This is a genomic window from Pseudomonas sp. NFPP24, from assembly GCF_900112095.1.
Lineage (GTDB): Bacteria > Pseudomonadota > Gammaproteobacteria > Pseudomonadales > Pseudomonadaceae > Aquipseudomonas > Aquipseudomonas extremorientalis.
Window position 1 is genome coordinate 275,857 of record NZ_FOKD01000003.1, and the last position, 23,241, is coordinate 299,097.

Consider the following 23,241-nt stretch of genomic DNA (forward strand, 5'->3'; position numbering starts at 1 on the left):
TCTGCATGGAAAACGGGGCGGTAGTCTACCACCGCCCCGCACCGGGTCTTATAGCTCGGCCGCGAGGCGCGAGCCCTGGTTGATGGCGCGCTTGGCGTCCAGCTCGGCCGCCACATCGGCGCCGCCGACCAGGTGTACGTTCTGGCCGGCGGCGACCAGGCCGTCCTGCAATTCGCGCAACGGGTCCTGGCCGGCGCAAATGACGATGTTGTCCACCGCCAGCACCTGTGGTTCGCCCTCGGCGCCAATGCGGATGTGCAGGCCGGCATCGTCGATCTTCAGGTACTCGACACTGTTGAGCATCTGCACCTGCTTGTTCTTCAAACCAGTACGGTGGATCCAGCCGGTGGTCTTGCCCAGGCCGTCGCCGACCTTGGAGGTCTTGCGTTGCAGCAGGAACACTTCACGCGCCGGGGCATGGGGTTGCGGCTTGATCCCGGCCACGCCACCACGGGCTTGCAACTGGGTGTCGATGCCCCATTCCTTCCAGAACGCTTCGCGATCCAGGCTGGTGGATACGCCCTGATGCACGAGGAACTCAGACACGTCGAAACCGATACCGCCCGCGCCGATCACCGCCACGCGCTTGCCGACCGGTTTGCGCTCCAGGATCACATCCAGGTAGCTCAGCACCTTGGCGTTGTCGATCCCCGGGATCGCCGGGGTGCGTGGCGCGATACCGGTCGCCAGGATGATCTCGTCATAGCCGCCCGCCGCCAGTTGCGCCACGTCCACGCGGGTGTTGAGGCACAGCTCCACATGGGTGGTCTGCAATTTGCGCTTGAAATAGCGCAGGGTTTCGAAGAACTCCTCTTTGCCCGGCACCCGCTTGGCGATGTTGAACTGGCCGCCGATCTCGCTGGCGGAATCGAACAAGGTCACGTGGTGGCCACGCTCGGCGGCCACCGTCGCAGCGGCCAGGCCGGCAGGACCGGCACCGACCACGGCGATCTTCTTGACCTGCTGGACGGGCAAATAGTTGAGCTCGGTTTCGTAGCACGCCCGTGGGTTGACCAGGCAAGTGGTCAGCTTGCCGCCAAAGGTGTGGTCCAGGCACGCCTGGTTGCAGCCGATGCAGGTATTGATCTCATCGGCGCGGCCGGCGGCGGCCTTGTTGACGAACTCCGGGTCGGCCAGGAACGGGCGTGCCATGGAGACCATGTCGGCATCGCCTTCGGCCAGGATCTGCTCGGCGATTTCCGGGGTGTTGATACGGTTGGTGGTGATCAACGGAATCTGCACCGCCCCGCGCAGCTTGGCGGTGACTTTGCTGAACGCGCCACGCGGCACCTTGGTGGCGATGGTCGGGATGCGCGCTTCGTGCCAGCCGATACCGGTGTTGATGATCGTCGCACCGGCGCCCTCGATGGCCTTGGCCAACTGCACGATTTCTTCCCAGGTGCTGCCGCCTTCCACCAGGTCGAGCATCGACAGGCGGAAGATGATGATGAAATTCGGACCCACGGCTTCACGCACACGACGCACGATTTCCACTGCCAGGCGCATGCGGTTTTCGTAGCTGCCACCCCAGCGGTCGGTGCGGTGGTTGGTGTGGGCCGCGAGGAACTGGTTAATGAAGTAGCCTTCGGAGCCCATGATTTCCACGCCATCGTACTCGGCGACCTGGGCCAGCAGCGAGCAGGTGACGAAATCCTGGATCTGCTTCTCGATGCCCTCTTCGTCCAGCTCCTTGGGCTTGAACGGGTTGATCGGCGCCTGGATCGCACTCGGCGCGACCTGTTTGGGGCTGTAGGCATATCGGCCGGCGTGGAGGATCTGCATGCAGATCTTGCCACCCGCCGCGTGCACCGCCTGGGTCACGATCTTGTGTTTTTGTGCTTCTTCCTCGGTGGTCAGCTTGGCTGCGCCGGCGTACACCCCGCCCTCATCATTCGGGCCAATGCCGCCGGTGACCATCAGGCCCACGCCGCCCTGGGCGCGCTCGGCAAAATAGGCAGCCATGCGTTCGAACCCGCCGGGTTTCTCTTCAAGGCCAGTGTGCATCGAACCCATCAGGGTACGGTTGCGCAAAGTGGTAAAACCCAGGTCCAACGGGGCCAGCAGATGCGGGTAGGCAGCAGCGGTCATGGTCAAGCTCCACAACGGATCATCACGGGGTGTGACGGGCTCGTGCGACCCGCCATCGGTTTATGTCCCACAGACTAAGAGGCGGTGGATGACGGCTCAATGACTGAAACTGACAAGTTATTGATCCAAATGCACAGCGCCCCTTGGCAAGCCCGCCCATGGGCCCTACCCTAGTCGGCGAACCCTGCACACGGTCTGTTGTCTGTTCCCCCATGCGTAAACTTCTTGCTCTTACCGTCTCCCTGGCGCTGGTTGCCGCCATCGCCGCCTATCTGGTCTGGACCCAGGAACGCCCCGTGGCGCATTACCTGTCGGACCTGCGGATCACCCTCGCCGTCAACGAAGGCCTGCCTGCCGACCGTGGCAACCTGCTGGGCATCCAGCCGGAACTGTTCCCCGCCGACTACCAGAGCCTGGAACGCCTGCACCTGAAGCTCGCGGCGTACTTGCAAAAAGCCCGGGACCAGGGGCTGATCAATGACAAGACCATCGTGGTGCTGCCCGAACATATCGGCACCTGGCTGATGCTCACCGGCGAAAAAAACGAGGTGTACCAGGCGCTCCATGTGAAAGATGCGATGAACTGGCTGTCGGTCAGCAACCCGCTGCTGTTCGCCCGCGCCTGGATCAGCGCCACCGGCGACAATCGCACCGACGACGCCTACCTGCGCATGAAAGCCTCGGGCATGGCACGGGACTATCAGCTGTTGTTCGGCGGCCTGGCCAAGGAGTTCGGCGTTACGTTGGTGGCCGGCTCCATCACCCTGCCGAACCCGAGCGTGAGCCAGGGTCAACTGCAGGTCGGCCATGGCGCCTTGTATAACGCCAGCGTGGTGTTTGCCGCCGACGGCTTGCCGATCGGCGATCCGCAGCGCCAGCTCTACCCGATCTACGATGAGCGCGGCTTCATCAAGCCTGGCGATGAAAACATCGTCAGCGTGGTCGACACTCCGGCCGGGCGCCTGGGGGTGCTGGTCGGCAGCGACAGCTGGTACCCGGACAACTACCGCAAGCTCAACGAACAAGGCGCGCAATTGATCGCGGTGCCAGCCTTTGTGCTGGGTCGCGATACCTGGGACCGTCCGTGGCGCGGCTTCAAAAGCGTGTCCACCCCGACCGAAATCAGCCTCAAGCCCGAAGAACTCAGTGAAGGCGAAGCCTGGCGCCGTCTTACGCTGATCAGCCAGCAACCGATCAGCCAGGCCAGCGCCGGCATGAGCGTGTTCCTGCGCGGGCAGTTCTGGGACCTGGGCACCGCCGGGCACAGTTTTCTCAGCAGCAACGGGCAAATCAGCGCCGATGGCGAGGCCCGTGGCGCGCGCTTGTTGAATATCTGGCTGTGAAACCGGTACGGCTGGGGGACCTGTCGGTGGGCTTCGTGCACAGCCTGGCCGATGCCATCAGCAGCCACGGCCTGGACCCGCAGCCGCTGCTACTGCAATACGGACTCGACTCGGCGCGCCTCGCCGAAGCCGGTGCACGCTTGTCGATCCCGCGTTACATGCGCCTGGGCCACGCCGCCATCCAGCTCACCGGCGACCCGGGCCTGGGCCTGCGCATGGGCCAGCTCAGCCGCTTGAGCCAGGCGGGGCTCGCCGGCGTCACCGCCGACCAGGCGCCCAACGTGCGCGAGGCGGCGCGCGCATTAACGCGTTTCGAGGCGCTGTACGGCTCCAACTATCGCGGGCAGTCGAGCTTCGTCGAGGATGCCGAGGGCGCCTGGTTGCGCTTCTACTCCATCAGCCCCTACAACGCCTACAACCGCTTCGTGGTGGACTCGATCATCGCCGGCTGGCTGCATCAGTTGTCGAGCCTGGCCCGGCAACCGGTGCAGGCGCAGCGTATCGACATCGAGTTCGAGGCGCCGGAGTACAGCGAACGCTACGACGCGCTGGGAGACGTTCACTTCGGTGCCGACGCCAATCAACTGCGCCTCAGCCAGCACACCCTGGCCCTGCGCAACCCGCAGCACTGCCCCAGTACCTGGAACCTGTTGTTGCAGCTGTGTGAGCGAGAGTTGGAGCAACTGACCCGCACCCGCAGCCTGCGCGAGCGCATTACCCGTTTGCTCGGGCCGATGCTCAATGGCGGCCGGGAACCCGACCTGGAAGAAGTGGCGGCACGCTTGAAGCTGCCGACCTGGACGCTGCGCCGCAAACTGGCCGATGAAGGCACTCAGTTTCGCGCGATTCTCAACGACACCCGTCGTGACCTGGCCATGACCTACATCCGCGACACGGAACTGGCGTTCGGCGAGATCGCCTACTTGCTCGGCTTTGCCTCGGCCCAGGCATTTCAACGGGCCTTCAGGCGGTGGAACAACCAGACCCCAGGGGAATTTCGCCGCAGTCAGCGGCATTCCGCCTGAAGTCTTTATTACAGCTCTGTTGCATCGTCTGCCGGTTCCAGCGGGTCCAACTCAATCGCGTGGTACTCAAGCAGTTCTTCCTGGTAATCGTCCATGGCGGACTCCTTCTTGCGTTAACAGGGGTCGCAGATAAATGACCTGCATCACCAGCCTAAAGTGCCGTGATGACGAAAAAATGTCGACGTCATGACGTTCCTGCACTCAAGGATTAAACGTAGCAGCGCTGCAGGGATTTAGCACCCGAGGAATGAGGCACTATTGCAATCATTGCAATTGCAATTAAATGCGAATTTCCATTAGGGTATGGGCATTCGTCGCCAGGTGACCCTCTCCATGACCGCCGCTACCGCACACGCCGCGCAGCTCTGTATCGACGCCTTGAGCACTGCCACCCCCGCCAGCCGGTCACCGTTGCACACCGTGATCAGCATGGCCAGCACCCTCGAATCCAGCCGCCAGGCCTGGGTGATCCACGGCCAGTCGCACTCCCGACGCGTGGGTAACTGGCCCGCCTGGTTCGCCCGCAACGCCGTGGAAAAACCCTTGCTGTACCTGCACAGCGCGCACTCGGCGGCACAGTTGAGCGCGCTATCGAACGTTACCCGGCAGCGCGGCATCCTGTGCAACGACATTGAAAACCAGCCCTCCCGGTGGCCCAAAGGTGCGCAGCCGTCCTTGCCGTTGTGGCTGGCCACTCATCCGCGCTGTACCCCGTATGACCCGGCCTCGGGGGAAGAAGCCCGCGCGATTGTGCTCGCGGCGTTGCGAAGCCTGTATGTCGAGGGCGAGCCCGGTTTCTATTACCTCGCGTTGCACGATCAGGACAGTGCAGCGCCGTTGGGCGAGCAGGACCGAGAGGCCGCGCTCAAGGGCATGTACCCACTCCAGCGCAACAGCCCCGTCGATGTGCGATTGCTCGGCGCAGGCCGCGCGCTTGACGAGGTGGTGCACGCCAGGCGCTTGCTCAAACAGCACTGGAACATCAGCGCGCAGCCATGGAGCTGCCCCAGCTACACACGACTGGCCCGCGAGGCAGCGGCCGCTGAACGCTGGAATCGCCTGCACCCAAGACTGACCAAGCGCGGTTGCCATTTGCGTGATTGCCTGGCGGGGAGCGCTGCGCCGGTAATTGCGGTGACCGGGTATCCGCAGGCGATTGTCGATCAGTTGGGGGCGCACGTGGATGCACGCTTTGTGGCGCTGGGCGCGGGGTCGGTACAGGCGGCGGCGCCGAGTCGATATTGGATCGTGGTATCGGCGCTCAGGGCATTGGCGGATGAAGGGCGGATCGACACACGGCAAGTGCAGGACGCGATGAAGCGCTATGCAGTGGAATGCGAGTGACGGCAAGGCAGCGCCGCAGGGTTTCAGATTTTGCGGCGACTGCGGGTCTGCACGCCCGCCTCCATCGCCAGCCCGGCGGTGCGCTCCAACGCGTCGGCGAAGCCCTGGCGCTGCTCGGGCTCAATCTGCGACAGAAACAACTCATCCACCGTGCTTTCGTAGATCTTCCACATCTTTTTACGCAGCACCCGACCGGCCTCGGTGATCGAGGCAAACGCCGCGCGGCCATCACCGTCGGAGCGGGAACGTACCACCAGACCGTCCTTTTCCAGGCGGTCGACCAGCCGCGTGAGGTTGTAGCGTTCGATGGCCAGCACGTCGGCCAATTCGTGCATGCGGCGGGTGCCGTCGGGGCCGCTTTCCAGCCCCCATAGCGCGTCGTACCAGGCGTACGGCGGCAGGTCCGCCTCAGCCAGGCGACGCTCGATTTCACGGATGACCGTCCTGTGGGCCCTGACAAAACGGAACCATACATCCGGCTCTTTCGACGACATGCAACACCATCCGGGGAATTTCAAGAAGGTTGCAATAGTAGCTCATCCCGCGCTAGATTCGGTCATGTAGTTGCAATTGCAATTATATTTACCGGCACTCCCACAAGGAGCCCGCCACTTCAAACCTGCCTACCCTGGAGCCTCACATGACCCCGAACAACGCTGTCAGACGCGACGACGACCCACAGGAAACCCGCGAGTGGCTGGAGTCCATCGAATCGGTGTTGTCCACTGAAGGCCGGCCCCGCGCGCACTACCTGATCGATCAGTTGCTGGATTTCGACGTGGCGCGGCATGGCGACTTCTACGGGCGGGTGACCACGCCGTACGTCAATACCCTCCCGGTGGACCGTCAGTTGCCCTACCCCGGCAACCTGGCCATCGAACGCCGTATCAATGCGTTTATCCGCTGGAATGCCATGGCAATGGTGTTGCGTGCAGGCAAGCACTCAGGGGTGGGTGGGCATATCGCAACCTATGCGTCAGCCGCCGTGCTCTACGACGTAGGCTTCGACCACTTCTTTCGTGGCCGTACCGAGCACTTTGACGGCGACCTGGTGTACATCCAGGGCCACTCCTCCCCCGGCATTTATGGCCGCGCCTACCTGGAGGGCCGCATCAGCGAAGCGCAACTCGACAACTTCCGCCGTGAGGCCGGTGGCGAGGGTATTTCGTCCTACCCGCACCCACGGCTGATGCCGGACTTCTGGCAATTCCCCACCGTGTCCATGGGCCTTGGCCCGATCACTGCCGCTTACCAGGCGCGCTTCATGCGCTACCTGGAACTGCGCGACCTCAAACCCCACCAGGGGCGCAAGGTCTGGGCCTTCCTCGGTGATGGCGAAATGGACCAGCCGGAATCCCTGGCCGCCATCTCCCTGGCCGGGCGCGAGAAACTCGACAACCTGATCTTTGTGGTCAATTGCAACCTGCAACGCCTGGACGGCCCGGTGCGCGGTAATGCCAAGGTGATCCAGGAGTTCGAAAGCCTGTATCGCGCCGCCGGTTGGAACGTGATCAAAGTGATCTGGGGCGGTGGTTGGGACGCCCTGCTGGACAAAGACCACAGCGGCCTGCTGCGCCAACGCATGATGGAATGCGTGGACGGCGACTATCAGAACTACAAGTCGCAGAACGGCGCTTATGTGCGCGAACATTTCTTCGGCAAATACCCGGAGTTGCTGGCATTGGTTGCGGACATGTCCGACGACGAAATCTGGAAGCTCTCACGGGGCGGGCATGACCCGGACAAGGTCTACAACGCCTACGCCGCCGCTGTGCGCCATAGCGGCCAGCCTACGGTGATCCTGGCGAAAACCGTCAAGGGTTTCGGCATGGGTGAAGCCGGCGAAGGCCAGAACATCAACCATCAATTGAAGAAGATGGGCGCAGACGCGGTAAGAGCCTTCCGCGATCGTTTTGGCCTGGAAGTCGCGGACGAGCAACTCGCCGACATTCCCTACCTCAAGCCCGCCGCCGACAGCGAAGAAGCCCGTTACTTCGCGGCGCACCGCCAGGCCCTGGGCGGCTATGTACCGGCACGCCACAGTGCGGTCGAACCCTTGCAGATCCCCGAACTCGCCGCCTTTGCCACCCAGCTCAAGGACACCGGCGAACGGGCGATCTCCACCACCATGGCCTTTGTGCGCATCCTCGGCACCCTGCTCAAGGACCCGCACCTGGGCAAACTGATCGTGCCTATCGTGCCGGACGAGTCGCGCACCTTTGGCATGGAAAGCCTGTTCCGTCAGATTGGCATCCACTCCACCGTAGGCCAGCTCTACACCCCGCAGGACGCAGGGCAACTGAGCTACTACAAGGAAAGCAAGGACGGACAGATCCTGCAGGAAGGCCTGAATGAGTCGGGCGCCATTTCCTCGTGGATCGCGGCCAGTACGTCGTACAGCAACCACGGCTTGATGACGGTGCCGCTCTATATCTTCTATTCGATGTTCGGCTTCCAGCGGGTCGGCGACCTGGCCTGGGCGGCCGGCGATGCACGGGCACGCGGTTTTTTGCTGGGGGCCACGGCCGGCCGCACCACGCTGATGGGCGAAGGCTTGCAGCATGACGATGGACACAGCCATATCCTGTCGTCGGTGATTCCGTGCTGCGTGTCCTACGACCCGACATTTGCCTACGAGCTGGCGGTGATCATTCGCGAAGGCATGCGGCGGATGTACGTGGAACAGGAGGACATCTACTACTACATCACCCTGCTCAACGAGAATTACCCGCACCCGGCGATGCCCGAAGGGGTGGAAGACGGGATTCTGAAGGGCATGTACCCGCTCAAGACCAGCGAGCAGGCCCGGGTGCAACTGATGGGCAGTGGCTCAATCCTGCGCGAAGTGATCGCGGCGGCCGAGCTGCTTGAGCAGGACTTCGGCGTGCACAGCACTGTGTGGAGCGCCACCAGCCTCACCGAATTGCGCCGCGACGGGCATGCAGCCGAACGCTGGAACCTGCTGCACCCGCAGAGCGAGCCACGGGTAAGTTATGTGGAGCAATGCCTGGCCGGGCAGAACGGGCCGGTGGTGGTGGCGACGGACTACATGAAGCTGTTCGCCGATCAGATCCGCCCCTTTGTCCACGGCCGACGCTTTGTGGCACTGGGCACGGACGGCTTCGGGCAATCGGATACCCGTGACACCCTGCGCGCGTTCTTCGAAGTGGACCGTTATTTCATCGCGCTGGCAGCCTTGAAGGCGTTGGCGGATGATGGCGTTATCGGTCGTGAAAAAGTCAGTGAAGCCATCAGCCGCTACGGGATCAACGTCGACAAGGTCAACCCCGTGGCGGTCTGAATTACTGCGCCGGTGTCGGCAGGGGCGGAATCGCTTCTGTCGGTGCCGGCAGGTCCGGGTTACTGGTAGCCGGCGCGGGTTCCGCCTGCGGCGCAATCGGCGCGGCCTCGGCAGGCGGCGTGACGGGCTGGGAAACGGCAGGCTCCTCCTTCGGCGGTTCGGTTTTCTCTGCTGCCGGTACGGTTTTAGGTTCCGGCACACCCAGCTCGGCTTTCGGCTGCTCGGGGATATGCGCGGCCTTTTTTACTTCCTGAGGCAAGAACACGTCCACCAGCGCAAAATAGCGCTCGTAGAATTTCGGTGCCGAAACGGTCTCGCTCGCCACCTTCACCATCGAGTCATCGGTGGAACCGATCGGCATCGACACCGAACCCAGCACGCCCACGCCCAGGCTCGCGGAGTTGTTGACCTTCTTCAGCGCGTAACGGTCCTGCAAGGCGTTGGCGAACATGGTGGAGTGATTGGTACCTTTGCCATCGTCGGCACACACCACGTTGAAGCTGATCTGCAAGTGGGTCTCGCCGGTCTGCTGGAAGCTCTTGTTACCCACCACCAGTTTCGGATCGCTGCTGGTGATGATATAGCCCTGGCTCAGCAAGGCACGTCGCGCCGCTTCGCACGCCGCCACATCGGTGACCGGGTAATCGCGGGAAAACGTACCGGAGTCGTCGAAATTCTCATGTTCATAAATGGCGGTCTTGGGTGACGAGCAGCCCGCGGCGCCCGCCAGCACCAGCGCCAGCCCGAGGCTACGCAAGTGAAATGATGTCGACATTGAAAATCCTGAGGAAAACGGTCCGGGCGGTATTGTGCAACAGAACGAGGCCTTGGCGCGCGCATTCCTGTCGGTAAAACGTCACAGCCTTACCTTACGCCGCCCGTAGGAAAAAGACCTGCACACATATGATCAATAAACACGCGCAATTTGACCGAAGCATGGCGACTTGATGGCCATAACATCCAGAAACTGCCTCGGTGTTCCAGAAAATCATCCAGCACCCTTTGCAGGCGCCCCTCCTGCACGGCCTGTTCGACCATGTAGTCCGGCAGGCAGGCGATCCCCAACCCGTCGAGCACCACATGCTTGAGGGACTCGATGGTGGTACTGACCAACGGAGTGCGCAGGACCGGCTCCGACGCGCCGGGGGCGTGGCGTTCGGCGGGTTGCCCGCATTGCTGCAAACCGCACTGGCCAAATCGGCAGGTGAGTCGGCGGACGCCGCGCAATCGATGCTGGTGACCGTGTGGAACCTGGGCATCGCTGGCGGCGGCCTCGCGGGCGGGGTACTGCTCCAGGGCTGGGGCGTCGCCGCATTTCCCTGGGCGGTGGTGTTGCTGATGCTGTGGGCATTGGCCGGGGCGTCGAGAGGCGCCCGCAGCTGAAGAATCAATAAGACCGTACATGGCTGAGCACCACGGCCGAAAGATACAGACCGGCACCAAACACGCCATGGGACAGCACACTGCGCAGGCGATTTCTCCAAGGTGTTGGTGTGCGAGACGCCGCCACACCCGCGCCCATCGCGGGCTGCATCACAAAGTAAGGGATCACCACCGTCAGCGTGCCCACCATCAACGCAGGCAACCATTGGGGATCATGCAGCCATTGCACGCCGTAGATGCTCACCAACAGCGCCGCAAAGGCGATACCCACGGCATAGTGAATCGCCCAGCCCAGCGCCGATTCGCCGCGTACCGGCGAGGCCTTGCCGATACTGGCATGGGCAAGCGTGCCGTGACGCAGGTGGCCGGCCCAGCGGCCCACCATCGAGTAATCGAGCGTTGTAATGCCCAAGCCTTTGAGGATCATCGACCACACATCCATCACGACAGTTGCCCCGATCCCGATCAATACCAGCCTTACACCTTCTTCCATCGACAACATGACCTGCCCTCCGATTGATGAGCCCCTCGTTCACAGGCAGGATAGAAGTTGAAGTCAACTTCAAGTCAAGGGAGGCATCATGGATATCTCGGAAGTGGCCCGGCGTACGGGGCTGCCCTCCTCCACCGTGCGGTTTTACGAGAAGGCCGGGTTGATCACCGCGACCAGTGCCCCAGGGGAACGGCGCCACTTCAGGCCCGCCGTGCTCGATCAATTGGCGCTGATCGCCCTCGGACAAGCCGGCGGCCTGTCGCTGGATGAAATCCGCAGCATGCTGCCCTTCGAGGGCGTATTGCAGGTGGACAGACAGCTGTTGCTGGACAAGGCCGACAGCATCGACGCGACCATCAAGCGCCTGAAAGCGATGAGTCAGGGCTTGCGGCATGCGGCGGACTGCCCGGCACCTGACCATGGGCAATGCCCGAATTTCCAGCGCTTGCTCAAGGTCGCGGCAGGCACGCTGAAAAGGAGCAGAACGGCGCATACCCCATCGGGCAGTCCACTCCAGCGCCCATAAAAAAGCCCCCGGTCTTTTCAGGCCGGGGGCTTTTGAGTCAAACCGACATCAGAACTTCTTGATGTCAGCCTTGGTTTCCAACTGCTTGCGGTAGGCCGCGAAGTCCTGCTGACCGACACGGGAGGCGAGGAAGCGGCGGTATTGTGCCTTTTCTTCGTCCGTTGGCGCAGCGGCTTCGTTGACGCCGTTCAGGCGCACGATGACCAGGCTACCATCCGCCAGGGTCACGGTGGTGAAGGTCGGCTTGTCCTTGGCCGCAGGCTTGGGCATGCGGAACAGGGCTTGCAGCACGGCAGGGTCGATCGCTTCCTGGCTACGGGTAGCGGCTTCAGTGACCTTCCAGGTCTGGCCGTCGACCGGCTGGTTCAGCGGGGTCTTGCCATCACGCAGGCTGGCGATCAACTCGTCAGCGTGAGTCTTGGCAGCCGCGCTGGCGCGTTCCTTGGCCATCTGGGTGCGGATCGCCGCTGCGACGCGTTCCAGCGGCAGTTGCGAAGGCTTCAGGTGCTCTTTGGCACGCAGCACGATGATGGTTTCCGGGTCCAGCTCGATAGCGCTGCTGTTGGCACCCTCATCCAGCACTTCCGGGCTGAACGCAGCGGTGACCACGGCCCGGTTGGCCGCAACACCTTCGCCTCCTTCACGGCCAAACGGCGCGGAGGTGTGTACAGTCAGTTTCAGGTCGGACGCCGGCTGGGCCAGGTCGGAGGCTTCGAATGCCGCATCTTCCAATTGTTTGGTCGCTTCGACATAACGCTGCTCGACCTGCTGGGTCTTGAGCTCTTTGGTCAGCTTGTCTTTCAGGCTGGCAAAGGTCGGCACTTGCGGTGCTTCAACGCCGAGCAGCTTGATCAGGTGCCAACCGAAGCTGCTGCGAACCGGTGCCGATACCTGGTCCTTGTTCAACGCGTACAAGGCGGTTTCGAAGTCCGGGTCGTAGACGCCAGGGCCGGCAAAGCCCAGGTCACCGCCGTTGCTGGCCGAGCCTGGATCCTGGGAGAACTCCTTGGCCAGGGCTTCGAACTTCTCACCCTTGGCCAGGCGTGCCTGGATTTCTTCGATCTTGGCCTTGGCTTGCGCGTCGGTGGTCTTGTCGTTGACTTCAATCAGAATGTGCGCGGCACGACGCTGCTCAGCGAGGTTGGCGATTTCTTTCTGATAGGCGGCCTGCAACTCATCGTCCTTCACGGTGACCTGGTCGAAGAAGGAAGACTTCTTCAGTTCCAGATAGTCGATGACCACTTGATCAGGGGTCATGAACTCTTTGGCATGCTGGTCGTAGTAAGCCTTGACCTCGTCGTCGGTGAGTTTCACCGCGGCAGGGTTGGCCTTGATGTTGACGGTGGCGAAATCGCGGGTCTGCTTTTCCAGGCGGGCGAATGCCAGGACTTCCGCGTCGGTCACAAAACCGCTGCCGGCGATGCCTGCGCGAACCTGGCCGATCAGCATTTCCTGGGTCAGCATCTGACGGAACTGCATACGGGTGTAGCCCAGTTGGCGAATGACCTGGTCAAAGCGGTCAGGGCTGAACTTGCCGTCCACCTGGAATTCCGGCGTCTGCAGGATCACCTGGTCCAGTGCAGCTTCGGAGAAGCCAAACTTGGAGTCGGCGGCGCCTTGCAGCAGCAGCTTGCGATCGATCAGGCCCTTGAGGGCCGCTTCGCGCAGGAGTTTTTCGTCCAGCAGCGAAGCATCGAAATCCTTGCCCAGCTGTTGCATCAGCTGGCGGCGTTGCATGTCGACGGCCTGGCTCAGTTCGGTCTGGGTGATTTCTTCACCGTTGACCTTGGCCACGTCCTGCTTGTTGTTACCCGAAGCCTGGAAAATGGCCTCGATACCGGTGAACGCCATCAACGCGACGATGATCCCGATAATGGTCTTGGCAATCCAGCCTTGTGAATTGTCCCTGATATTTTGCAGCATGCGTCCCCCAGAAACGGTTGAACTTCAAGAATAGGCAACCGTGGAGCGTGGGTAGAGTACGGATATAAGAAAGGCGCATCCAAGGATGCGCCTTCTCGCAACTGGCGGAGCGGACGGGGGTTTTCGTTCTCCCCCCGGCTTGGCGACCCGATGAATACCTGGGTCTGCTGGCCGCTCCGCTGCCAGGTCGAACCTGCGTCCGACCCGGGTAGGTAAAGGCTTGGTCGAAGCTTAGTTAACGGCTTCTTTCAGGGCTTTACCGGCTTTGAAACCTGGTTTCTTGGCGGCAGCGATTTGCAGTGCTTTGCCAGTCTGTGGGTTACGGCCAGTGCGAGCTGGGCGGTCAGTCACAGAGAAAGTACCGAAGCCTACCAGTACCACGGAGTCGCCGGCCTTCAGAGCGCCAGTGACGGATTCGATTACTGCATCCAGCGCACGGCCAGCAGCAGCTTTCGGGATATCAGCGGATGCAGCGATAGCATCAATCAGTTCCGACTTGTTCACTCTAAGTCCCCTTATATATCTATTGAGTATGATTCTAAGTTTTTTGGTGAAAGCAAAAACCAGTGCTGAATGGCCTACAGACACTTAAGAGCCGCTTTATAACAAGGGCTCTAAAAAGCTGTCAAGGAAGCCCCCAGGCTTTAACACATTAATGCGTGCTAATTCTTTCCTTGGAATCAGACTCGCGTTTTTCGTCCTTGGCAACTATCTCCGGAGCCACATCCGGCAAGGGCTCCGGCGCGTATTGCAGCGCAATTTGCAGGACCTCGTCAATCCATTTAACCGGTTTAATCTGAAGATCCTGCTTGATATTGTCAGGAATTTCCTTCAAGTCGCGAACATTCTCTTCAGGAATGATCACGGTCTTGATACCGCCCCGGTGTGCAGCCAGCAATTTCTCTTTCAGGCCACCGATAGCCAATACCTGGCCACGCAGGGTGATTTCACCGGTCATGGCGACATCGGCGCGTACCGGAATGCCGGTCAACGCCGATACCAGGGCCGTGCACATGCCTACACCAGCGCTAGGGCCGTCCTTGGGGGTCGCCCCTTCCGGCATGTGGATGTGCGTGTCGTGCTTCTCGTGGAAGTCCAGGGGGATCCCCAGGCTCCTGGCGCGGCTGCGCACCACGGTCTGCGCGGCAGTTATGGACTCGACCATCACGTCACCGAGGGATCCGGTCTTGATCAACTGGCCTTTGCCTGGAATCACTGCGGCTTCGATGGTCAGCAACTCGCCGCCCACCTGGGTCCACGCCAGGCCAGTCACCTGGCCGACCTGATCCTGCTGTTCGGCCAGGCCGTAGCGGAATTTGCGCACGCCCAGGAAGTGCTCCAGGGAGTCGGCCGTGACCTTCACCGAGAAGCGTTTTTCCAGTGCGTGCTCTTTGACCGCCTTGCGGCAGATCTTCGCAATCTGGCGCTCAAGGCCCCGTACACCGGCCTCGCGGGTGTAGTAGCGCACGATGTCGCGGATCGCCTCGACCTCGAATTCGATCTCGCCTTTCTTCAGGCCATTGGCCGACGTCTGCTTGGGCGCGAGGTATTTGACGGCGATGTTGATCTTTTCGTCTTCGGTGTAACCCGGCAGACGAATCACCTCCATCCGGTCCAGCAGCGCTGGCGGGATGTTCATGGAGTTGGAGGTGCACAGGAACATCACATCGGAGAGGTCGTAGTCGACTTCCAGGTAATGGTCGTTGAAATTGTGGTTCTGCTCGGGGTCGAGCACTTCCAGCAACGCCGATGCCGGATCGCCTCGCATGTCACTGCCCATTTTGTCGATTTCATCGAGCAGGAACAGCGGGTTGCGCACACCCACCTTTGTCATCTTTTGAATCAATCTTCCTGGCATCGAACCGATGTATGTGCGGCGATGACCACGGATTTCCGCTTCATCCCGTACACCACCAAGGGCCATGCGCACGAACTTACGGTTGGTAGCGTTGGCAATCGACTCGGCCAGGGAGGTTTTACCCACACCCGGCGGACCAACCAGGCACAACACCGGGCCACGAATCTTCTTCACGCGTTTTTGCACAGCGAGGTATTCGAGGATGCGTTCCTTGACTTCTTCCAGGCCATAGTGATCGGCGTCGAGAATGTCTTCGGCACGAGCGAGGTCCAGGCGTACCTTGGTCTGAGCCTTCCACGGCACCTGCACCAGCCAGTCGATGTAGGACCGCACCACGGTGGCTTCGGCCGACATCGGCGACATCTGCTTGAGCTTGTTCAGCTCGGCGGTGGCTTTGGTCAGGGCGTCTTTCGGCAGGCCGGCGGCATCGATGCGCTTTTTCAGCTCTTCGATTTCGTTGTGGCCTTCCTCGCTGTCGCCGAGTTCCTTCTGAATGGCCTTCATCTGCTCATTCAAGTAGTACTCGCGCTGACTGCGCTCCATTTGCTTCTTCACGCGACCACGAATGCGCTTCTCAACCTGCAACAGGTCGATTTCGGCATCCAGCAGTGCCAATACATGTTCTACACGTGCCGGCAAGTCGATGATTTCGAGGATGTCCTGCTTCTGCTCGATCTTCAGCGCCATGTGCGCAGCCATGGTGTCGACCAGGCGGCTCGGCTCATCGATGCTGTTGAGGGAGGACAGGACTTCAGCCGGGACCTTCTTGCCCAACTGCACATACTGCTCGAACTGCGAGAGCAGGCTGCGTACAAACACTTCGGACTCGCGCTCGGGGGCCTCGACTTCGTCGATCAGCGCCACTTCGGCGCGCAGGTGGCCGTCCACTTCCATGAAGCGCTCCACCGCACCACGCTGCTCGCCTTCCACCAGCACCTTGACGGTGCCATCGGGCAGCTTGAGCAGTTGCAGCACGGTGGCAATGGTACCGACGCGATACAGGGCATCTTCGCCTGGATCATCATCGGCAGGATTTCTCTGGGCCAACAGCAGGATTTGCTTGTCGCCCGTCATCGCGGCCTCGAGGGCTTCGATAGACTTCTCGCGCCCCACGAACAGCGGGATAACCATGTGCGGATAGACGACGACATCACGCAACGGCAGGAGAGGCAATTCGATGGTTGTCTTCATGATTTCGCCTCTATGACAATTGAAAAGTAAGCTTGAAACCAAGATGGGGTCTGCATGCAAAAAAAACAAGCTTATTGCCAGCAGTTAACGCAGTAAACGCTCCTGCGTAAAAAACGCCGTAAAAACAAAGGGGCCCCTGGAGGCCCCTTGCTTATACAGACAGTGCGAAACGCTTACGCGTCTGGCGCAGCCTTGGCAGTCGGCTCACTGTTTTCGTAGATATACAGTGGCTTGGACTTGCCTTCTATAACGCTTTCATCGATCACCACTTTACTCACCTCGGACTGCGAGGGGATTTCGTACATGGTGTCGAGCAACACGCCTTCGAGAATCGAACGCAGGCCACGTGCACCGGTCTTGCGCTCCAGTGCCCGCTTGGCCACTGATTTGAGTGCGTCGGTACGGAACTCGAGGTCTACACCTTCCATCTCGAACAACTTGGCGTATTGCTTGGTCAGGGCGTTCTTCGGCTCGGTGAGGATCTGAATCAAAGCCGCCTCATCCAACTCGTCCAACGTGGCCAGGACCGGCAGACGACCAACGAATTCAGGGATCAGACCGAACTTGACCAGATCGTCAGGTTCGACTTCACGCAGGGACTCGCCCACCTTCTTGCCTTCTTCCTTGCTGCGCACTTCTGCACTGAAACCAATGCCACCACGGGTGGAACGCTGCTGGATGACTTTTTCCAGGCCGGAGAACGCACCGCCACAGATGAACAGGATGTTGCGCGTATCAACCTGAAGGAATTCCTGCTGCGGGTGCTTGCGGCCGCCTTGTGGCGGTACGGAAGCGACCGTGCCTTCGATCAGTTTCAACAGTGCCTGCTGCACGCCTTCACCGGAAACGTCCCGGGTGATCGACGGGTTGTCCGACTTGCGCGAGATCTTGTCGATTTCGTCGATGTAGACAATACCCATCTGGGCCTTCTCTACGTCGTAGTCGCACTTCTGCAGCAGTTTCTGAATGATGTTCTCGACATCTTCACCCACGTAGCCAGCCTCGGTAAGGGTGGTGGCGTCGGCGATGGTGAACGGAACGTTCAGCAGGCGAGCGAGGGTTTCTGCAAGCAGGGTTTTACCCGAGCCTGTAGGACCGATCAGCAAGATATTGCTCTTGCCGAGTTCAACTTCGTCGCCTTTCTTGTCACGCTGGTTCAAGCGCTTGTAGTGGTTGTATACCGCTACGGCCAGAACCTTCTTTGCACGCTCTTGACCAATCACATACTGGTCAAGGATGCCGCTGATTTCTTTAGGCGAAGGCAATTTATGCGCGCTGCTCTCGGCCTGGGCTTCCTGCACCTCCTCACGGATGATGTCATTGCACAGGTCGACGCATTCGTCGCAGATAAACACCGAGGGGCCGGCAATCAATTTGCGTACTTCATGCTGGCTTTTGCCACAGAAGGAGCAATAGAGCAGCTTGCCGTTGTCCTCGCCGTTGCGGGTGTCAGTCATTCGTTCGATCCAAATCCGATAGGCTTGCAACACAAGATGAAGGCTTATGCGGGCTTTTTCAAGCCCGCCAGTGGTCGGACATGCCGACCAGCCCTATTTTGAGCGGCGTATATTAAGCGGGACGCTGGGTGATCACTGCGTCGATCAGGCCATATGCCTGCGCCGCTTCGGCACTCATGAAGTTGTCGCGGTTGGTATCGCGCTCGATTTCTTCCAGGGTGCGCCCGCTGTGCTTGGCCATCAGCGTGTTGAGGCGCTCGCGGATAAACAGGATTTCCTTGGCGTGGATTTCGATGTCCGACGCCTGGCCCTGGAAACCGCCCAGTGGCTGGTGAATCATCACGCGCGAGTTGGGCAGGCAGAAGCGCTTGCCCTCGGCACCGGCAGTCAGCAGGAACGCGCCCATGCTGCAGGCCTGGCCGATGCAGGTGGTCGACACGTTCGGCTTGATGAACTGCATGGTGTCGTAGATCGACATGCCCGCCGTTACCGAACCGCCTGGGGAGTTGATGTAGAGATGGATGTCCTTGTCCGGGTTTTCCGCTTCAAGGAACAGCAACTGCGCACAGATCAGGTTGGCCATGTAGTCCTCTACGGGGCCCACCAGAAAGATCACTCGCTCCTTGAGCAGGCGCGAGTAGATGTCGTAGGCGCGTTCGCCACGAGCGGACTGCTCGACAACCATCGGGACCAGGCCGCCAGCGGCCTGGATATCAGAGTTCTGCTGAATATAGGAATTACGGAACATGCTCTGCAGTTACTCCCAAATAGTCATGTCTTGAAAACGCATAAGCCAGCGCGAGGCTGGCTTATGGTTGAATTTCCAACGAGTTGGACAATCAGTCGGCTTGTGCTGCTTCCGCCGGTTTGACTGCTTCTTCGTAAGAGACCGCTTTATCGGTCACCTTAGCCTTCTGCAGAACAGTATCCACAACTTGTTCTTCCAGCACAACCGAACGCACTTCGTTCAGTTGCTGATCGTTCTTGTAGTACCAAGCCACGACCTGCTCAGGCTCCTGGTAGGCCGAAGCCATTTCCTGGATCATTTCGCGAACGCGGTCTTCGTCCGGCTTGAGGTCGAACTGCTTGACCACTTCAGCCACGATCAGGCCCAGCACAACGCGACGCTTGGCTTGCTCTTCGAACAGCTCGGCCGGCAGCTGGTCAGGCTTGATATTGCCACCAAACTGCTGGACAGCTTGAACGCGCAGGCGATCCACTTCGTTGGACAGCAGGGCCTTGGGCACTTCGATCGGGTTGGCAGCCAGCAGGCCGTCCATGACCTGGTTCTTGACCTTGGACTTGATGGCCTGGCGCAGCTCGCGCTCCATGTTCTTGCGAACTTCGGCGCGGAAACCTTCGATACCGGTTTCCTTGATACCGAATTGCGCGAAGAATTCTTCGTTCAGCTCTGGCAGCTTAGGCTCGGAAACGCTGTTGACGGTCACGGTGAACTCGGCGGCTTTGCCAGCCAGGTCCAGGTTCTGGTAGTCAGCAGGGAAGGTCAGGTTCAGAACGCGTTCTTCGCCGGCTTTAGCGCCAACCAGGCCGTCTTCGAAACCCGGGATCATGCGGTTGGAGCCCAGCACCAGCTGAGTGCCCTTGGCGGAGCCGCCAGCGAACACTTCGCCGTCAACCTTGCCAACGAAATCGATGTTCAGCTGGTCTTCGTTCTGGGCAGCACGGTCGGCCACTTCGAAACGGGTGTTCTGCTTGCGCAGGATTTCCAGCATGTTGTCCAGGTCCGAGTCAGCCACTTCGGCGCTCAGGCGCTCGATGGCGATACCGTCGAAACCGGCCACTTCAAACTCAGGGAACACTTCGAATACGGCAACGTATTCCAGGTCCTTGCCTGCTTCCAGGGACTTAGGCTCGATCGACGGCGAACCCGCTGGGTTCAGCTTGTGTTCAACGACCGCTTCGTAGAAAGAAGCCTGGATCACGTCGCCCACAGCTTCCTGGCGCGCATCGGCACCAAAACGGCGCTTGATTTCGCTCATTGGCACTTTGCCTGGACGGAAACCAGCGATCTTGGCCTTCTGGGCAGTCTGCTGCAGACGCTTGTTGACCGCAGTCTCGAGACGCTCAGCCGGCACGGTGATGCTCAGGCGACGCTCGATAGCAGTAGTATTTTCAACAGAAACTTGCATGGATATTCCTCGTTGCACAGACGTTAGCCGGCCATTTCCGACCCCAATCAAGGGCATGCATTCTAGTGGGTCAAACTCAAGAAGTCACCCTACTGCAAATACGCCCGAAAACAGCCGGCAATTTATCGGTACGAAGGCACTGATGCACCTCGCCCCGGTGACAAATACAGCCCATCACGCCAGGGCTCTGCGCCGCCCCTTCTATATATAGAAGAAGTCGTCATCCATCTCCCTGACGGCCAACCCTTCAAACAGGGCTGACAGGCAGCGCAGCATCATCGAGATACATAAATACGACGAAACGCCCTGCCGTTGCGGCCCACTACGTGCTGCCGCCGAATAGTCGAACCACTGAAACCAAAAAAGGCGCCAGACTGTTAAATCTGGCGCCTTTCGAATATGGGGTGGACGAAGGGGATCGAACCCTCGACAACGGGAGTCACAATCCCGTGCTCTACCAACTGAGCTACGCCCACCATATTGCGTTAACAAAGAAACCAAACCACTTCTTTGTCTAGCCCTACCCCGTTTCTCAACAAGGCCAGGCTTTATTTGGTGCGGATGAAGAGACTCGAACTCTTACGCCTCGCGGCGCTGGAACCTAAATCCAGTGTGTCTACCAATTCCACCACATCCGCGCTTGAAGCTCTTAAAGCAAAGGCGCCAGACGATTAATCTGGCGCCTTTCAAAATATGGGGTGGACGAAGGGGATCGAACCCTCGACAACGGGAGTCACAATCCCGTGCTCTACCAACTGAGCTACGCCCACCATCTGACGCTACTTGTGCCAAAGCTGCCTAATGGCGCACCCGGCAGGACTCGAACCTGCGACCATCCGCTTAGAAGGCGGATGCTCTATCCAGCTGAGCTACGGGCGCCTTATTAATCTGTACTCTTGGAGGATTACAAACTAAGTGCTTCCAGCCTTGCAGAACAACACGCTATTCTGCTCGGCCTTCTTAACCAGTGCTAGGCTGTGCCCGACAAGTGCGACGAATAGTATAGACGCCCTCCAAACCCGTCAAATCTTTTTTGAAAAAAATTCATTTTATTTAAGGGGTTAGGGCAATTTGCAGACCAAGCGCCTTTGCCCTAACGCCTTGGCATGCGAGAATGCGCGCACTTTTCTTCCCCCTCTCGATGGTTAATCACGCGTAATGACTGCACAACTTATCGACGGCAAATCAATCGCCGCCAGCCTGCGCCAGCAGATCGCCAAACGAGTCACCGAGCGCAGCCAGCAAGGCCTGCGCACGCCTGGCCTCGCGGTGATCCTGGTCGGCAGCGATCCTGCCTCTCAGGTTTATGTCTCGCACAAGCGTAAAGACTGTGAAGAGGTCGGCTTTATTTCCAAGGCCTACGACTTGCCTTCCGAGACCACCCAGCAGGCCCTTACCGACCTGATCGACGGCCTCAACGACGACCCGAAGATTGATGGCATCCTGCTTCAACTGCCATTGCCCGAGCACCTGGACGCCTCCAAATTGCTGGAGCGAATTCGTCCGGACAAAGACGTCGACGGTTTCCACCCTTATAACGTCGGCCGCCTGGCCCAGCGTATCCCGCTGCTGCGCCCGTGCACGCCGAAGGGCATCATGACCCTGCTGGAAAGCACCGGTGTCGACCTGTACGGCCTCGACGCCGTGGTCGTTGGCGCGTCCAACATCGTCGGTCGCCCGATGGCCATGGAACTGCTGCTGGCCGGCTGCACCGTGACCGTTACCCACCGCTTCACCAAGGACCTCGCCGGCCACGTCGGCCGCGCCGACCTTGTGGTGGTTGCCGCCGGCAAGCCGGGCCTGGTCAAGGGTGAGTGGATCAAGGAAGGCGCCATCGTCATCGACGTGGGCATCAACCGCCAGGAAGACGGCAAGCTGGTCGGCGACGTGGTGTACGAGACCGCCCTGCCCCGCGCCGGCTGGATCACCCCGGTACCCGGCGGTGTCGGCCCGATGACGCGCGCGTGCCTGCTGGAAAACACCCTGTACGCCGCAGAGACCCTGCACGCTTAATAACCGGGTGTACTGAAAAAGCCCTGCTTTATCGCAGGGCTTTTTATTGCGCGTAATAAATCCTGTTTTTTCTTAGTTTTTAAGCACTTTCGTCTGGTTCCAGAAGAACATTCGACAGTTTCTGATCCATACTCCTAAAATGTAACGGCATTTATCCAAAAACCGTTCCCGAACGGTATTTCCTTACTTTTTTAGCGAGTTCATCCGCGTGAAAATTCGTCTCTCTATCGTCAGCCTATTTTTTGCGTTTACAGGCACTTTCGCTCACGCCGCCGAAACCACCCAGGCCCCGCGTGATACCTCCAAACTGCAAATCGCCTCCGGCAGCGCCATGCTGGTGGACCTGCAGACCAACAAGGTCATCTATTCCAGCAACCCCGACGTGGTGGTGCCGATCGCCTCGGTGAGCAAGTTGATGACCGGCCTGGTGGTGCTGGAAGCCAAGCAGAACATGGATGAATACATCGATATCAACATCAAGGACACGCCGGAAATGAAAGGCGTGTTTTCCCGGGTGAAAATCGGCAGCGAGATGCCACGTAAAGAAATGCTGCTGATCGCCCTGATGTCCTCGGAGAACCGCGCCGCCGCCAGCCTGGCGCACCACTATCCAGGCGGTTACCCGGCGTTTATTGCCGCGATGAACGCCAAGGCCAAGGCGCTGGGCATGACCAGCACTCACTATGTGGAACCCACCGGCCTGTCGATCCACAACGTGTCCACCGCCCGTGACCTGAGCAAACTGCTCGCCGCCGCGCGTCACTACCCCTTGCTGAGCCAATTGAGCACCACCAAGGAAAAGACCGTGTCGTTCCGCAAGCCCAACTACACCCTGGGCTTCTCCAACACCGACCACCTGATCAACCGCGCCAATTGGGACATCAAGCTGACCAAGACCGGCTTCACCAACCAGGCCGGCCACTGCCTGGTGCTGGTGACCAGCATGGGCAACCGCCCGGTGTCATTGGTGATCCTGGACGCTTTCGGCAAATTCACCCACTTTGCCGATGCCAGCCGTATCCGCAATTGGGTTGAAACCGGCAAGAGCGGGTCGGTGCCGGATGTGGCGTTGCGCTACAAGGCCGACAAGAACCTGAAAAATCGGCCGAATGCTGCAGAAGCGCGTCGATAACCGACCATAAGAAA

The 23,241-nt window shown here is 60.0% G+C and carries 17 protein-coding genes, 4 tRNA genes and 2 pseudogenes; 8 read left to right on the forward strand and 15 right to left on the reverse strand.

Translation table 11 applies throughout. The annotated features are described in order from the left end of the window. Positions 1–48 precede the first annotated feature (48 nt). Positions 49–2,088 (reverse strand): NADPH-dependent 2,4-dienoyl-CoA reductase, encoded by a 2,040-nt coding sequence (locus BM026_RS08130; RefSeq protein ID WP_093527990.1) that lies wholly within the window; start codon positions 2,086–2,088, stop codon positions 49–51. A gap of 212 nt (positions 2,089–2,300) precedes the next feature. Between BM026_RS08130 and BM026_RS08135 the strand changes: the two genes are divergently transcribed. The 3 genes from BM026_RS08135 to BM026_RS08145 all read left to right on the forward strand — a co-directional run bounded on the left by BM026_RS08135 (position 2,301) and on the right by BM026_RS08145 (position 5,800). Then, positions 2,301–3,431, forward strand: coding sequence for a carbon-nitrogen hydrolase family protein (locus BM026_RS08135; RefSeq protein WP_093124140.1), 1,131 nt, complete (start codon positions 2,301–2,303; stop codon positions 3,429–3,431). Continuing rightward, entirely contained in the window at positions 3,428–4,456 is a 1,029-nt protein-coding gene (locus BM026_RS08140; protein ID WP_092244794.1) for an AraC family transcriptional regulator, read from the forward strand. The genes BM026_RS08135 and BM026_RS08140 overlap by 4 nt, the downstream gene beginning before the upstream one ends. 333 nt (positions 4,457–4,789) lie before the next feature. Then, positions 4,790–5,800 (forward strand): transketolase-like TK C-terminal-containing protein, encoded by a 1,011-nt coding sequence (locus BM026_RS08145; RefSeq protein WP_092245518.1) that lies wholly within the window; start codon positions 4,790–4,792, stop codon positions 5,798–5,800. 23 nt (positions 5,801–5,823) lie between these two features. Here BM026_RS08145 and BM026_RS08150 read toward each other — a convergent pair whose 3' ends face one another. Beyond that, a complete protein-coding gene (locus BM026_RS08150; protein WP_071492022.1) occupies positions 5,824–6,294 on the reverse strand; it encodes a MarR family winged helix-turn-helix transcriptional regulator in 471 nt (156 codons plus the stop codon). Positions 6,295–6,440: 146 nt separating this feature from the next. On the opposite strand from BM026_RS08150, the gene aceE reads away from it, so the two are divergent. Continuing rightward, complete coding sequence (aceE, locus tag BM026_RS08155) at positions 6,441–9,101, forward strand: pyruvate dehydrogenase (acetyl-transferring), homodimeric type (protein ID WP_093527993.1); 2,661 nt, start codon at positions 6,441–6,443, stop codon at positions 9,099–9,101. Position 9,102: 1 nt separating this feature from the next. Here aceE and BM026_RS08160 read toward each other — a convergent pair whose 3' ends face one another. Together BM026_RS08160 and BM026_RS08165 are read right to left on the reverse strand one after the other, a co-directional pair. Then, positions 9,103–9,876 carry a DUF2242 domain-containing protein gene (locus BM026_RS08160; RefSeq protein ID WP_093124153.1) on the reverse strand — a complete coding sequence of 258 codons (774 nt, stop codon included), beginning with the start codon at positions 9,874–9,876 and terminating at the stop codon, positions 9,103–9,105. 89 nt (positions 9,877–9,965) lie between these two features. Continuing rightward, positions 9,966–10,256 (reverse strand): annotated as a pseudogene (locus BM026_RS08165) (LysR substrate-binding domain-containing protein); the annotation flags it as partial. Here BM026_RS08165 and BM026_RS08170 point away from each other — a divergent pair. Continuing rightward, positions 10,248–10,484, forward strand: a pseudogene (locus BM026_RS08170) (MFS transporter); the annotation flags it as partial. The pseudogenes BM026_RS08165 and BM026_RS08170 overlap by 9 nt on opposite strands. A gap of 4 nt (positions 10,485–10,488) precedes the next feature. Here BM026_RS08170 and BM026_RS08175 read toward each other — a convergent pair. Then, positions 10,489–10,986: a DUF2938 domain-containing protein gene (locus tag BM026_RS08175; RefSeq protein WP_092244779.1), complete on the reverse strand. Its 498-nt coding sequence runs from the start codon at positions 10,984–10,986 to the stop codon at positions 10,489–10,491. A 79-nt stretch (positions 10,987–11,065) separates the two neighbouring features. Here BM026_RS08175 and BM026_RS08180 point away from each other — a divergent pair, with 79 nt between their 5' ends. Next, positions 11,066–11,503: a helix-turn-helix domain-containing protein gene (locus tag BM026_RS08180; protein WP_093527996.1), complete on the forward strand. Its 438-nt coding sequence runs from the start codon at positions 11,066–11,068 to the stop codon at positions 11,501–11,503. 48 nt (positions 11,504–11,551) lie between these two features. Here BM026_RS08180 and BM026_RS08185 read toward each other — a convergent pair whose 3' ends face one another. The 10 genes from BM026_RS08185 to BM026_RS08230 all read right to left on the reverse strand — a co-directional run bounded on the left by BM026_RS08185 (position 11,552) and on the right by BM026_RS08230 (position 20,961). Then, the gene (locus BM026_RS08185) at positions 11,552–13,426 is read right to left on the reverse strand and encodes a SurA N-terminal domain-containing protein (protein ID WP_093527999.1); all 1,875 of its coding nucleotides are present in this window, start codon (positions 13,424–13,426) and stop codon (positions 11,552–11,554) included. 231 nt (positions 13,427–13,657) lie between these two features. Further along, positions 13,658–13,930, reverse strand: coding sequence for an HU family DNA-binding protein (locus tag BM026_RS08190; RefSeq protein WP_003174819.1), 273 nt, complete (start codon positions 13,928–13,930; stop codon positions 13,658–13,660). A 148-nt stretch (positions 13,931–14,078) separates the two neighbouring features. Beyond that, complete coding sequence (gene lon, locus BM026_RS08195) at positions 14,079–16,475, reverse strand: endopeptidase La (protein WP_071492029.1); 2,397 nt, start codon at positions 16,473–16,475, stop codon at positions 14,079–14,081. A gap of 173 nt (positions 16,476–16,648) precedes the next feature. Beyond that, positions 16,649–17,932 (reverse strand): ATP-dependent Clp protease ATP-binding subunit ClpX, encoded by a 1,284-nt coding sequence (gene clpX, locus BM026_RS08200; RefSeq protein ID WP_003238279.1) that lies wholly within the window; start codon positions 17,930–17,932, stop codon positions 16,649–16,651. Positions 17,933–18,044: 112 nt separating this feature from the next. Further along, on the reverse strand, positions 18,045–18,680 hold the full coding sequence (gene clpP / locus BM026_RS08205) for an ATP-dependent Clp endopeptidase proteolytic subunit ClpP (protein WP_092244767.1): 636 nt from the start codon (positions 18,678–18,680) through the stop codon (positions 18,045–18,047). A gap of 91 nt (positions 18,681–18,771) precedes the next feature. Continuing rightward, on the reverse strand, positions 18,772–20,082 hold the full coding sequence (gene tig, locus BM026_RS08210) for a trigger factor (RefSeq protein WP_093124173.1): 1,311 nt from the start codon (positions 20,080–20,082) through the stop codon (positions 18,772–18,774). Positions 20,083–20,482: 400 nt separating this feature from the next. After that, a tRNA-His gene (locus BM026_RS08215) sits at positions 20,483–20,558 on the reverse strand. A gap of 77 nt (positions 20,559–20,635) precedes the next feature. Then, positions 20,636–20,720 (reverse strand) — tRNA-Leu (locus BM026_RS08220). A 56-nt stretch (positions 20,721–20,776) separates the two neighbouring features. Then, positions 20,777–20,852 (reverse strand) — tRNA-His (locus tag BM026_RS08225). A 32-nt stretch (positions 20,853–20,884) separates the two neighbouring features. Then, a tRNA-Arg gene (locus BM026_RS08230) sits at positions 20,885–20,961 on the reverse strand. Positions 20,962–21,240: 279 nt separating this feature from the next. Here BM026_RS08230 and folD point away from each other — a divergent pair. Together folD and pbpG are read left to right on the forward strand one after the other, a co-directional pair. Beyond that, positions 21,241–22,095: a bifunctional methylenetetrahydrofolate dehydrogenase/methenyltetrahydrofolate cyclohydrolase FolD gene (folD, locus tag BM026_RS08235; protein ID WP_071492047.1), complete on the forward strand. Its 855-nt coding sequence runs from the start codon at positions 21,241–21,243 to the stop codon at positions 22,093–22,095. Between the two features lie 208 nt (positions 22,096–22,303). Continuing rightward, positions 22,304–23,227: a D-alanyl-D-alanine endopeptidase gene (gene pbpG, locus BM026_RS08240; protein ID WP_071492048.1), complete on the forward strand. Its 924-nt coding sequence runs from the start codon at positions 22,304–22,306 to the stop codon at positions 23,225–23,227. Positions 23,228–23,241: the final 14 nt, after the last annotated feature.